The organism is Flavobacterium lindanitolerans (assembly GCF_002846575.1).
Taxonomy (GTDB): domain Bacteria; phylum Bacteroidota; class Bacteroidia; order Flavobacteriales; family Flavobacteriaceae; genus Flavobacterium; species Flavobacterium lindanitolerans.
Genome location: NZ_PJND01000013.1, coordinates 41921 through 55092 on the forward strand (window position 1 = coordinate 41921; position 13172 = coordinate 55092).

Here is a 13172-nt window from a genome sequence, read left to right on the forward strand (position 1 = left end):
TTTAATTTATAAAGCCGTTTGTTGCTTCAGACAAAAATAAGTTTTTTATTTAGTTTTAAAAGTATAACGGCAGTTTTTAGAATATAGTATTTTGCAGTCGCTGCCAATTCCGGGAATCCTACAATAATTCCAGCGTTCTTTCTAATGCCATGCCTCTGGAACCTTTAATGAGCAATGTCTTATTTTCTATTTTTTCAGCTTTAAATGCCTGGGCAAATTCATCATAGGTTTTAAAGAAATGCAGATTTTCCGTATCGTTTTTATTTTCGTAAAAATCTTTCCCTACAAAATAAGTCTGTACCTCTTTCTCATGCTTTAGCAAAGCCACAATATGTTTGTGTTCGCGCAGGCTTTCTTCCCCCAATTCAAACATATCTCCCAAAACAGCAACCTTATTTTCCTTGTCCAACTGCAGAAAATTTTTGATAGCCACTTCCATACTGCTGGGGTTTGCATTGTAGGCATCCAGAATAATTTCATTTGAGTTTTTCAGCAACAGTTGCGAACGGTTGTTTTCCGGAATATAACTTTCAATAGCCTCCTTTATTTCATCATCAGAAATCTTGAAATACCTTCCAATAGTTATGGCTGCATTAATGTTATTGGCATTATACAACCCTATCAGATGCGATTTGATTTTGATACCGTCAAACTCGATGGCAACAAAAGGATTGGCTTCAATCTTATTGATAAATACCGATGCATTTTTATCGGTATGGCTAAATGTGATACGAAGATTTTTAGCCGTTTTTTCTTTCTGTATTGCGTCGTCAAGGTTTACAAAAACATATTTGTTATGTTCTGACAGAAACGCATACATCTCGCTTTTTCCTTTGATAACTCCTTCTACTCCGCCAAAACCTTCCAGGTGGGCTTTCCCAAAATTGGTAATATATCCAAAATCAGGCGTAGCGATATTGCATAAGAATTCAATCTCTTTCTGATGGTTGGCACCCATTTCCACAATTCCTATTTCGGTATCTGAAGTTAGGGAAAGTAATGTGAGCGGCACTCCAATATGATTATTCAGATTGCCAACAGTAGCTCTTGTATGGTAACGCTTTGAAAGCACTACATTGATTAATTCTTTGGTAGTCGTTTTTCCGTTACTCCCGGTTAATGCCAAAATTGGCAACCCCAGATATTCCCTGTGAAACTTTGCCACTTCCTGCAATGTTTCAAGCGTATTGGCAACCAGAATTGTCTTTTCGTCAATATAATAATCTTTATTGTCTATAATTACATACAAAGCTCCCTTATTCAGTGCTTCCTGAGCAAAAGTATTGGCATCAAAATGTTCTCCTCTGATAGCGAAGAACATGGAGCCTTCCTCAATTTTTCTGGTATCGATTGAAACTGAAGTACATCTTAAAAACAGGTCGTGTATTTCTTTAATTTCCATGCTGTGCGGTTTAAAAAAACAAAAGCCCTAAAAGGGCTTTTGTAGAATTGTTATAGAAAATTAATTTCTTGCTTTTTTCTTTTTGTCAGACTTAGGACCTACTCTTGACATCGCACATCTGAATCCGATGTAATCTGTAGCCATATCCTGAGGGAAGTATCTTCTCTGAGCAGGGTCTAACCAGTAAGCTCTGTCTCTCCAGGAACCACCTTTGTAAACTCTTACGTTGTCATCGATCAAAGTTGTTCTTTTTGAAGACTTGTCATATCTTCTCACCATGTTGCCTAAACTGTCTGTAGTAACATTGTGCTTTGGAGAATCGTACATTCTTTTTGAATCGTCTATTTTCTCTCCTTCTTCAGAGTTTCCGAAGTCATAGTATCTTGTAGACTGCTTGTCACCATCTCTGTAGTTTCTGTTGTCAGACTTATCAAAGTTTTGTCTTAGGTAAGTTTCTTTTTCGTCAACAGGAACCTGAGCAATTTGTCCAGGGAAATTTCTTGCGATAATTTTACCGTTAGCCAAAGTATCGTAAGCAATGTTATCACCTGTAACGATTTCAGCTTTTCCATCTTCACCAATTTTGTTCTTCATGTAGATGTTACCTCTGTAGTAGTTGAAGTCGTTAGCCTCATCGTCAACGATTGGTCTGTAAACGTCAGCAACCCATTCTGCAACGTTACCTGCCATATCATACAATCCGAAATCGTTTGGTGGATAGTATTTTACTACGTTAGTGATATCAGCACCGTCATCAGACCATCCGGCAATTCCGCCGTAATCTCCTTTACCTTGTTTGAAGTTAGCCAATTGGTCACCTCTAACTTGTCTTTTTCCTGAACGGGTGTAGTTCCCTTTCCATGGATATTTCTTCTGACCTCTGTAAAGGTTATATTCTCTGTTACCTACATCAGCTGCTGCTGCATATTCCCACTCCGCTTCTGTTGGAAGTCTGTACTCAGGTAGTATGATACCTGAAGTTCTTTGAGCATATACGTTTTTAGCATCTTCTTTAGCGGCAAGTCTTCCTCTTTGTCCTTTCAAGACAATTTCTTCGTTACCACCGTAAGTTTTTGTAGGAGCATTAAGGTAAGTTTCTGTACTGAAAGTGTTATCACCTTTTGCATCTAATACTTTTGCATCTCTTTTCAGGTAGCCTTCTCTTTCAAGAACACCTTCGTTTACACGGTCTGTTCTCCACTTGCTGAATTCAACAGCCTGAATCCAGTTTACACCAACTACAGGATAGTTAGCATAAGCAGGGTGTCTTAAATAGTTGTTGGTCATTGTTTCGTTATAACCTAATCTATTTCTCCAAACTAATGTATCAGGAAGAGCTCCTTCGTAAATATTTTTATAATTTTCATCTTCCGGGTCGAAAACTCTTTTCAACCAGTCAAGATATTCCATATACATAAGATTGGTTACCTCAGTCTCATCCATATAGAAAGACTGAACGTGCTGCTGATTAGGTGTATTGTTCCAATCATGCATTACATCGTCCTGAACTTTACCCATAGTGAACGTTCCTCCTTCAACCAAAACCAATCCCGGAGCAGTTTCCTGCTTCTTAAACTTAGAATTGTATTGGAATCCGCCTTTTTTGTCATTGATTTTCCAACCAGTGGCAGAGGAAGCGTTTTTTGAACTGGATTTTTTGCTACAACTAGTAAAACCCATAACTAATGCCAAGGAGAGCATCAGCTTCAAAGCCATAATTTTGTTTACTTTCATACTTTCAGTAGGTAATAAATTTCGAGCCGCAATATAATAATTAACCATTAAACTGCAACAACAATTTTGAAATATTAATAAAAAACTAATTTTGTGTTAAAAGTCTCTTGCTATAACGCAAATTTATTGGGTTTATTGCACTTAATATTAAGTTAAAAAATTATTTTTACTTTTCGTAATAATTAGGCGCGACCAGCGTTATTCAAGTTAATGAAAAAGATTACCTTACTCTTATTGCTTATAAGCTCTTATGTTTCTTTTGCCCAACAAAGAGACAATGTAACTATTGAATGGATTGATAACTCCGGAATCTATTCGGAACAGGTCCAGATTAAGGCCCCTATTTTCAAATCATCCCGTTTTCAATTCGACTACGAAAAGAAAGCCGTCCTGTTTAATTTAAAAATTCCCGTATCGGGTTTTGCCGACGAAGGCAGCCTACAGGTAACCAATATTGTATACGAAACTATTTCCCGCGAACAGCTTGGCGATTTACGAATTGCATCAATTCCTTCATCAATAGAAGCCCGCATTAAAAACATGAACAATTCTGCTTCACAGAAAGCTGTTTTGAGTCTGTCTCCTATAATTAAATCCGGAAATACATTCCAACGGGTTAAATCATTTACCTATTCCTTTTCGACAACAGCAAGTCGCGCCGGCAATGCCGCACGAAACTCCAACTTTGTCTACAACTCCGTTTTGAGTTCGGGAGATTGGTACCGATTTTATGTAGTAAAATCCGGTGTTTATAAAATATCCCGAAGCTTTCTGCAGAGTCTTGGCATGAATGTAGGTGCTGCCGATGCCCGAAACATAAAGATTTATGGTAATGGTGGTCGTATGCTGCCTTTACTAAACGGTACTTATTATCCGGAAGACCTTATTGAAAACGCAATTACCTTAGTCGGAGAAAGCGACGGTTCATTCGACAGTCAGGATTATATTTTATTTTATGCGGAAGGTATGGACAACTGGAATGAAGAAAGCCAGACCCATAATAATTTGTATGCAGACCGCTCCTATTATTATGTAACATCACAAGGTGGTCCCGGAAAACGAATCACTAACATGCCTGTTATTGCCGACAACCCTACTCTTAATATATCAACGTTTGATGATTACCAATACCACGAATTGGACAAAACGAACATTGGACGTTTGGGAAGAAAATGGTTTGGAGAAAGATTCAACATCGAAAACGAACAAACTTTCGAGTTCAAATTTCCCAATATAGCCACAGGAACACAAATCAGATTAAGAACCAATGCGGCGGCGGCGGCATTTTCACAAACCTCGATGAGCGTTTCAGCCAATGGCCAGGACCTGGGCGCAATGACATTCCCGCCAACAAGCAGTGACGGTGATGTTGCTTTTGAAAGAGCGCTGACCGGCAGTTTTCCTGCTTCAGAAAATGTGGCCGTAAAAATACAATATAATAATGGTGGCGTTCCCAGCGCAGATGCCTATCTGGATTATATCATTCTGGAAGCAAAAAGGAATCTTCAGGGTTACGGCAAACAATTCCGTTTCCAATATAATGATGCCGACCTTAATACGGGAGTAATCCAGTATCAACTTTCAAGCGCAGCCAGGATAACACAAGTATGGGACATTACCGATATATATAATGTACAAAAAGTAGAAAATAACGGAGCGGATGCTTTCTCGTTTAAAGCCTACATGGGTGAAGACCGAAATTATATAGCGGTTGATGCTTCTGATTTTTATTCGCCTTTAAAAGATTCCAGAACACGCGTAGCCAACCAAAACCTAAAAGGCAGCATTCTGAAAAATGCACAGGGCTCCTTCCAGGACCTCGACTACCTTATAGTAACACCTGCTTTTTTGAGTTCACAGGCAGAACGATTGGCCAATTTCCATAGAACCAACTCAAATTTAAACGTAAAAGTCGTCAATCTGGAAAATATCTATGAAGAATTTTCTTCCGGCAAACAAGACATTGGTGCCATTCGAAATTTTGTAAAATACATCTACAATAACGGTTCGATTCCTTCTAAAAAATTAAAATACCTGAACCTGTTTGGTGATGCTTCATTTGATTTCAAAAACAGGATTTCCAACAACACCAATATTGTTCCGGTCTTCCAGGCATTGAACAGCTTTTCATTAGGAGGTTCCATCATGTCTGACGATTATTTCACGATGCTTGACGATAACGAAGGTACCATGCTACAGACCGGCTCGCAAGATATGGAACTTGCCGTTGGAAGAATGCTGGTCAGCGATTTAAAACAGGCAGAAGAAATGGTAACCAAGGTTATCGAATATCACGCTATTGAATCCTACGGAAAATGGAGAAACAACTTTGTCCTGATTTCTGACGACGTTGACGTAGCCTGGGAAAATTCCATCCAAACCGGAATTGATGCTCTGGGTGACCAGATTTCCGCACAGAAACCTTTTGTAAACGTAGAAAAAATACATACCGATTCTTATGTGCAGGAAGCTTCTGCCGGAGGTTTCCGTTATCCAAAAGCCCGAAAAGATTTTGTTGATGCCATAAATCAGGGAGCTCTTGTCTTTAATTATTTCGGACATGGTGGTGAAGACGGACTTGCCAAAGAGCGAATTTTCGAAAAAGCAGATGCCCAGAATTTAAACAATCGCTACAAATACCCGCTGTTTGTAACCGTAACCTGCGAATTTACAAGATTCGACAATCCTTACCGACCAACTGCTGGTGAGTACACCTATTGGAACCCTAAAGGTGGCGCCATTTCAATGGTGACTACTACACGACAGATAAGCGTAACCACCGGACAGGATATCAACGATGCCTTTTCAAGCGAATTGTATGGCTACGGCACAACAAATAACGTTCCTATTTCAGAAGCATTAAGAGTTGCCAAAAACAACTACAATGGCTCTGCACTTATGGTTTCTTATGTGGGTGACCCGGCCATAAGGCTTGCTATCCCAAAACCGACAATTGTGCTGACCAAAATAAACGACCAGCCCGTTGCTGCTTCCACATTTGTGTTTAACGCCTTGAGTCCGGTAAAACTATCCGGTGAAGTTAGAAATGTGGAAGGAAATACAATATTATCAAATTATAATGGCAGCCTGTCGGTAAATATTTTCGACAAAAACGTACAGAGAACCACATTTGGAAACGACGGAGTAACGGACAGCTCTGGTAACCTAATTCTAATGGACTTTATCCTATTGGGTGAAACCATTTTCCGTGGTAATGCTTCTGTCGCAAACGGGCAGTTTGAATTTAATTTTGTCGTACCAAGAGACATTGCAATTCCTGTAGGCAATGGAAGAATCAGTTTTTATGCCAAACGAAATCAGGGATTAGAAGACCAGACAGGATATAATACCGATATTAAAATAGGCGGAATCAATCCAAATGCTACGGCCGACAATATTGGTCCGAGAGTACGGCTGTACATGAATGACGAAACATTTATATCCGGGGGTATTACTAACGAATCTCCTATATTCCTTGCTTTTCTGGAAGACGAAAACGGTATCAACACCGCCAGCGGTATCGGACACGATATAGTTGCTATTTTAGATGGCGACGAAAACAATCCTTACATCCTTAATGATTATTACGAAACCGAATTGGATAACCATACCAAAGGGAAAGTACGTTTCCCTTTCCGCAATCTGGCAGTAGGACTGCACACGATTACCTTCAAGGCATGGGACGTATATAACAATCCGGTAACGGCAGAAATTCAGTTTATAGTGGTTGGTGATGAAACGGTAACATTAAAAAACGTGCTCAATTACCCGAATCCATTTGTAAGCTATACCCAATTCTGGTTCACGCACAATCGCCCGTACGAACCTTTGGAAGTACAGGTACAGATTATCACCATTACAGGAAAAATAGTGAAGACAATCAATCAGGTAGTAACTACGGAAGGATTCCTTTCAAGAGAAATCACATGGGACGGAAAAGATGATTTTGGAGATAAGATAGGTAAAGGGGTTTACGTTTATAAACTTACTGTCAAATCGACGCTGACCAATAAGAAAACAGAAAAATACGAAAAACTTGTTATACTTTAATAAAATACTATATTTGTTCAATTCAATTAATACCAATCTCAGAATGAAAAAAACCATATTATTTATTATCTGCATATTAGGACTCAATATAGCGAAAGCCCAGGAAACGAACAGGGTCATCACAACAGGAGTACCCTTTCTTCTTATCGCTGGAGACGCCAGGTCTGCCGGTATGGGTGACATAGGAGTAGCCTCTTCCCCAGATGCTTATTCACAACAATGGAACCCAGCCAAGTATGCATTTTCGCTTGATAAACAGGGTTTTTCACTTAGCTATACACCCTATCTACCGGAACTTGTAAACGACATTTCCTTAAGTCAGCTGACTTATTTCAACAGAATTAGTGAAAGAAGTGCCTTTGCGGGAAGCTTACGTTATTTCAGCCTTGGAGTTATCGAATTCAGAAATGACAACCCAGATGATCCTGCTGTTGAAGTAAATCCAAGTGAGTTTGCATTAGATCTTTCTTATGCCCTAAAATTGAGCGAAAGATTCTCAATGTCCGTAGCTGCAAGATATATCCGTTCTAACCTGAGACTGGCGCAGTTGAGCAATGATGCTTCTGCTGCAAGTTCTTTTGCTGTAGACATTTCGGGTTACTATCAGTCGGAAGAAATTGCTTATGAAGATTTCAACGGAAGATGGAGAGGTGGTTTCAATTTCCAAAATTTAGGTCCAAAAATCAATTATGATTTGGATGAATCTGATGAAGGTTCCAACTTCCTTCCTTCTAACTTAAAACTGGGAGGTGGATTTGACTTCATCTTTGACGAATACAACAAAGTTTCGATTAATGCCGAAATCAACAAGCTTTTGGTACCTACTCCTCAGGATCCGGATTTGAATGGAGATGGCGAGATTACCGATGTAGAAAGAGCACAAAACAATCAAGATTACCGTTCAATCGGATGGGTAAGCGGTATTTTCAAATCATTTGGAGATGCACCTGACGGAATTAAAGAAGAACTGAAAGAAGTTACCTGGGCTTTAGGAGCCGAATACTGGTATCAGGATTCCTTTGCAGTAAGAGCAGGTTACTTCAATGAAAGCAAAGAAAAAGGAGCCAGAAAATTCCTTTCGCTTGGAGCAGGATTCAAATACAACATCGTAAAACTGGATGTATCTTACCTGTTCTCAACTTCAAAAGTCAGAAACCCATTGGAAAACACATTGCGTTTCTCTCTTAGCTTCGCGTTCGGAGATAAATATGATGAATATTAGTATATAATTTAAAGTCTATAAAATCCAAATTGCTTTCATTAGTAATTTGGATTTTTTTTCCTCAAAACATTTATGAAACAAATCAACATTACGACCACATTCTCAGTATTCGACAACAAGGAAGAATTGCCTGAAGATGTAAAAAATCTGATGGAACAGGCCATTGAGATACGTAAGAAAGCCTACGCTCCTTATTCCAGATTCAGAGTTGGGGCAGCCATCTTTTTAGACAACGGAAAAATTGTTTTGGGTTCTAATCAGGAAAGCGCTGCATATCCGTCTGGGCTTTGCGCAGAAAGAGTTGCTATTTTCCAGGCAGGGGCTATATATCCTGACGCCAGGATTTTGAGAATTGCAATTTCAGCCACATCAGACGAAAGACCGGTTACCTCTCCTATCCCACCATGCGGTGCTTGCAGGCAATCCATATCAGAGTATGAATTCAAACAGGATTACCCGATAGAAATTTATTTTATGGGCGAAACAGGAGTAGTTTACAAGTCGGATTCGCTCAAAAATCTGCTCCCATTTATGTTTGATAAAAACTTCTTATAAAAAACCTAAAATTTACATTTTAAACTTTACTTCTAAGTTGGAATGTCTTATTTTTGCCTTTCGCAAATTTGTGTGAGGAAACTACTTTGCGTCTTATTATTTAGCAATTTACTGGCACAATAACGTTTACAAAAAACAAACAATGAAAGAAATTACAAAAGAAGTTTATTTGAAGTGGTATGAAGACATGCTGCTTTGGAGAAAATTTGAAGACAAATTAGCCGCTTTATACATTCAGCAAAAAGTAAGAGGATTTCTTCACTTATATAATGGCCAGGAAGCCGTTCTGGCTGGTGCTCTGCACGCTATGGATTTATCCAAAGACAAAATGATTACTGCCTACAGAAACCACGTTCAGCCAATTGGTATGGGCGTTGACCCAAAAGCTGTCATGGCAGAACTATTAGGAAAAGTTACCGGAACTTCTAAAGGTATGGGAGGTTCTATGCACATCTTCTCTAAAGAAAAAGGATTTTATGGAGGACATGGTATTGTAGGAGCTCAAATCCCGGTTGGGGCAGGTATTGCTTTTGCTGATAAATATTTCAACACAGGTGGTGTTACCTTAACTTATTTTGGTGACGGTGCTGCCCGCCAGGGTTCTCTACACGAAGCTTTCAACATGGCAATGCTTTGGAAACTACCTGTTGTATTTATTGTAGAAAATAACGGTTATGCGATGGGAACATCGGTAGAAAGAACCGCAAACCATACAGATATCTGGAAATTAGGATTGGGCTATGAAATGCCATGTGGTCCTGTTGACGGAATGAACCCGGTAAAAGTTGCCGAAGCAATGCACGAAGCCATCGACAGAGCGCGTCGTGGGGACGGACCAACTTTCCTGGAAATGAAAACATACCGCTACAGAGGACACTCTATGTCTGATGCGCAATTATACCGTTCAAAAGAAGAAGTAGAAGAGTACAAAAAAATTGACCCTATCACTCAGGTTCTTGACATCATCAAAGAAAACAATTATGCCACTGAAGCAGAAATTGAAGCTATTGACGAAAGAGTTAAAAACCTAGTTGAAGAGTGTGCTCAGTTTGCTGAAGACTCTCCGTTTCCTGATACACAACAACTTTACGATGTTGTTTACGAACAAGAAAACTATCCTTTTTTACCTCATAAATTATAATCATTATGGCAACAAAAATCACAATGCCTCGCTTGAGCGATACTATGACAGAAGGAACTGTAGCCACATGGTTGAAAAAAGTTGGGGACAAAGTTAACGAAGGAGATATTTTAGCCGAAATCGAAACCGACAAAGCTACTATGGAGTTTGAATCTTTCAACTCCGGAACCTTATTACACATCGGGATTCAGGAAGGCGAATCGGCTCCGGTTGATTCTCTTCTGGCAATCATTGGAAAAGAAGGTGAAGACATATCCGACCTTTTAGCCGGCGGTGGAAGTTCTTCTGACAAAAAAGAAGAGCCAAAAGCTGAAGAAAAAACGGCTGAAGCTCCTAAAGAAGAAGCTAAAGAAGCTCCAAAATCTGAAACTGCTGCCTTACCTAAAGGCGTAGTAGTCGTGACCATGCCTCGTTTGAGCGATACCATGACTGACGGTACCGTAGCTACATGGTTGAAAAAAGTAGGCGATAAAGTTAGCGAAGGTGATATCCTGGCTGAAATCGAAACCGATAAGGCTACAATGGAATTTGAATCTTTCAACTCCGGAACTTTATTACACATCGGAATTCAGGAAGGCGAATCGGCTCCAGTTGATTCTCTTTTAGCAATTATCGGACCTGAAGGAACCGATATTTCAGGTGTTGCTGAAAACTTCAAAAAAGGTGGTGCAGCATCTGCTCCTGCTCAGGAAGAAAAAGCAGAAGAATCTAAATCAGAATCTGCTGAATCTAAAGAAGAAACTGTAGAAACTGTTTCTGACGGAAGAAGAATCTTTATTTCTCCTTTGGCTAAAAAAATTGCTGAAGAGAAAAACATAAACATCTCACAAGTAAAAGGTACAGGTGAAAACGGACGTATCGTAAAGAGCGATATTGAAAACTTCAAGCCTGCCGCTGCAACTTCTCAAGCACCAGCTTCACAAGAAACGGCTGCTAAACCTGAAACTTCTGCTTCTGCTCCGGCTGTAAAACCATTTGTTCCGGCTGGTGAAACCTATTCAGAAGAAATCAAAAATTCGCAAATGCGTAAGGTTATTGCGAAACGTTTGTCTGAATCTAAATTCACTGCTCCTCATTACTATCTGACAATTGAAGTTGCAATGGATGGCGCAATGGCTTCCAGAAGTACAATTAACGCATTGCCTGACACCAAAGTTTCTTTTAACGATATGGTTATCAAAGCTTGTGCAATGGCATTGAAAAAGCATCCAAAAGTAAACTCACAATGGAAAGATGATGTGACTGTAATCCACCATCACGTACACATTGGAGTTGCTGTTGCTGTTGAAGACGGTTTGGTTGTTCCTGTATTAAAGTTTGCCGACCAATTGAGCTTGTCTCAAATTGGTGCTAACGTAAAAGATGTTGCCGGAAGAGCGAAAAACAAAAAACTACAGCCTGCTGAAATGGAAGGAAGTACCTTCACAGTTTCCAACTTGGGAATGTTCGGCATTACTGAATTTACGTCAATCATCAACCAGCCAAACTCAGCTATCCTTTCTGTTGGAGCAATTGTTGAAAAACCAGTTGTTAGAAACGGTCAGATTGTAGTAGGCAATACGATGAAAGTAACACTTGCCTGCGACCACAGAACTGTTGATGGTGCTACAGGTGCAGAATTCCTACAGACTTTAAGACAGTATCTGGAAAACCCGGTTACGATGTTAGCATAAGCTAATTCTTACTATAAAACAAAAATCCCGCCTTCTAAGACGGGATTTTTTTATTTTTAGCTTCTATCCAACGTGACATATATTCAGTGCTTCTTATTGTATGGTATTGCAAAATCTGACCTATAAAGTTCTTATTTCGATGCATCGTTAAGTTATCCTTTAAGTCCAGAACCATCGCAATAAACGATTCCTTATACAGATTCTCAGCAAATTTATTCTCCAGTAGTTGTACTCCATTTTTTTGAGCATTACGCCAAAGATTTTCGTCTTTATAAAGTTCTATAGCATGATGGGCGAAATCAGCCGGATCATCCACGATAAAGCCATTCCAAAGCCCATTCATCTGCATTCCTTCAGCACCAATACTGGTTGTAACGCTAGGCGTTCCATATTCCATAGCTTCAATAAGCTTTCCTTTTATTCCCGCTCCAAATCGCAAAGGAGCTAACATAATCTTAGCTTTTTTTATTACTTCAGCAGCACTTTCTGCCCTGGCCATAATATGAAAATTCGATTTTGGCTGATTTAATTCCAAAACCTTTTGTGACGGATAAGCACCGTAAATCAACATTTTAGCATCCGGAAGCCGTTTATGAATCAAAGGCCAGACAGCACTCTTTAAATATTGTACAGCATCCCAATTGGGCCCATGAAGGAAATTACCAATAAAAACAAAATCTTTTCGTTCTTCTAAAGGAACAAAATCTAAATTAGAATCGGCAAAAATAGGAAGATAAAACAATAAGGAAGAATCAATTTTAAACTCATCGACAAGGAGTTTCATTTCAAAATCAGAAATGATTAAAGATATATCACAGCGCAAAATACTGGCAATCTCTCTTTTTGCAGTATCAGAAAATAAATCGGAAATAGTAAATTCTTTCTTCTTTTTAAAAGCATCCTGCCTCGCCAAGCGAAGAAAGTGAAGGTCCTCTGTATCCAGAATTTTTATAGCTTCGGGACAATATTTAGAAACTCTCCATCCAAACTGTTCTTCAATTACAAATCGGTCAAATAAGACAATATCGGGTTTTAAATTTTGGACAAAAGTATCAAAGCTTTCGTCATTCAGGCTGATTTTGGTCTTTTGAATGGCTAACAATCCTAAATTAAATTCGTGTTCGCTGTCTTGTGCAGGACTGGCAAAAGTAATATCGTACGCTGCTTCTTTAAAAAGTTGTATTAACTGCAGCATCCTTCTTCCTGCTGCTGAAGAATTTGGTTCTGGAAATACCATACCAATAATCAAAAGTTTCTGCTTATCCATAATTACAAAGAAACGTTTTTAAGCAAACTCTACAAAACAAAAAAGGGTTCCCTATCGGGAACCCTTTTCAAAGGAAGGCGGCGACATACTCTCCCACAGGATTGCAGTACCATCTGCGCAGGCGGGCT

Annotated in this window: 8 protein-coding genes; 5 read left to right on the plus strand and 3 right to left on the minus strand. The window is 39.2% G+C overall.

The annotated features are described in order from the left end of the window. Window positions 1-118: 118 nt before the first annotated feature. Complete coding sequence (locus B0G92_RS16465; RefSeq protein ID WP_101473063.1) at window positions 119-1402, minus strand: UDP-N-acetylmuramoyl-tripeptide--D-alanyl-D-alanine ligase; 1284 nt, start codon at window positions 1400-1402, stop codon at window positions 119-121. 60 nt (window positions 1403-1462) lie between these two features. After that, window positions 1463-3136: a gliding motility lipoprotein GldJ gene (gene gldJ / locus B0G92_RS16470; protein WP_056069113.1), complete on the minus strand. Its 1674-nt coding sequence runs from the start codon at window positions 3134-3136 to the stop codon at window positions 1463-1465. A 210-nt stretch (window positions 3137-3346) separates the two neighbouring features. Here gldJ and porU point away from each other — a divergent pair, with 210 nt between their 5' ends. The 5 genes from porU to B0G92_RS16495 all read left to right on the plus strand — a co-directional run bounded on the left by porU (window position 3347) and on the right by B0G92_RS16495 (window position 11777). Further along, on the plus strand, window positions 3347-7186 hold the full coding sequence (porU, locus tag B0G92_RS16475) for a type IX secretion system sortase PorU (RefSeq protein WP_101473064.1): 3840 nt from the start codon (window positions 3347-3349) through the stop codon (window positions 7184-7186). Between the two features lie 43 nt (window positions 7187-7229). Next, the gene (gene porV, locus B0G92_RS16480) at window positions 7230-8408 is read left to right on the plus strand and encodes a type IX secretion system outer membrane channel protein PorV (RefSeq protein WP_101473065.1); all 1179 of its coding nucleotides are present in this window, start codon (window positions 7230-7232) and stop codon (window positions 8406-8408) included. Between the two features lie 72 nt (window positions 8409-8480). Then, a complete protein-coding gene (gene cdd, locus B0G92_RS16485) occupies window positions 8481-8963 on the plus strand; it encodes a cytidine deaminase (RefSeq protein WP_101473066.1) in 483 nt (160 codons plus the stop codon). Between the two features lie 142 nt (window positions 8964-9105). Further along, window positions 9106-10104: a pyruvate dehydrogenase (acetyl-transferring) E1 component subunit alpha gene (pdhA, locus tag B0G92_RS16490; protein ID WP_056069056.1), complete on the plus strand. Its 999-nt coding sequence runs from the start codon at window positions 9106-9108 to the stop codon at window positions 10102-10104. Window positions 10105-10109: 5 nt separating this feature from the next. Further along, window positions 10110-11777: a pyruvate dehydrogenase complex dihydrolipoamide acetyltransferase gene (locus tag B0G92_RS16495; protein ID WP_101473067.1), complete on the plus strand. Its 1668-nt coding sequence runs from the start codon at window positions 10110-10112 to the stop codon at window positions 11775-11777. A 34-nt stretch (window positions 11778-11811) separates the two neighbouring features. Here B0G92_RS16495 and B0G92_RS16500 read toward each other — a convergent pair whose 3' ends face one another. Further along, window positions 11812-13044, minus strand: a complete 1233-nt coding sequence (locus B0G92_RS16500; RefSeq protein WP_101473068.1) for a glycosyltransferase — start codon at window positions 13042-13044, stop codon at window positions 11812-11814. Window positions 13045-13172 lie beyond the last annotated feature (128 nt).

Excerpts from the sequence above, each read along its gene's own strand:
- B0G92_RS16465 (WP_101473063.1), bottom strand. The coding sequence starts at position 1,402 with ATGGAAATTAAAGAAATACACGACCTGTTTTTAAGATGTACTTCAGTT.
- gldJ (WP_056069113.1), bottom strand. The coding sequence starts at position 3,136 with ATGAAAGTAAACAAAATTATGGCTTTGAAGCTGATGCTCTCCTTGGCA.
- porU (WP_101473064.1), top strand. The coding sequence starts at position 3,347 with ATGAAAAAGATTACCTTACTCTTATTGCTTATAAGCTCTTATGTTTCT.
- porV (WP_101473065.1), top strand. The coding sequence starts at position 7,230 with ATGAAAAAAACCATATTATTTATTATCTGCATATTAGGACTCAATATA.
- cdd (WP_101473066.1), top strand. The coding sequence starts at position 8,481 with ATGAAACAAATCAACATTACGACCACATTCTCAGTATTCGACAACAAG.
- pdhA (WP_056069056.1), top strand. The coding sequence starts at position 9,106 with ATGAAAGAAATTACAAAAGAAGTTTATTTGAAGTGGTATGAAGACATG.
- B0G92_RS16495 (WP_101473067.1), top strand. The coding sequence starts at position 10,110 with ATGGCAACAAAAATCACAATGCCTCGCTTGAGCGATACTATGACAGAA.
- B0G92_RS16500 (WP_101473068.1), bottom strand. The coding sequence starts at position 13,044 with ATGGATAAGCAGAAACTTTTGATTATTGGTATGGTATTTCCAGAACCA.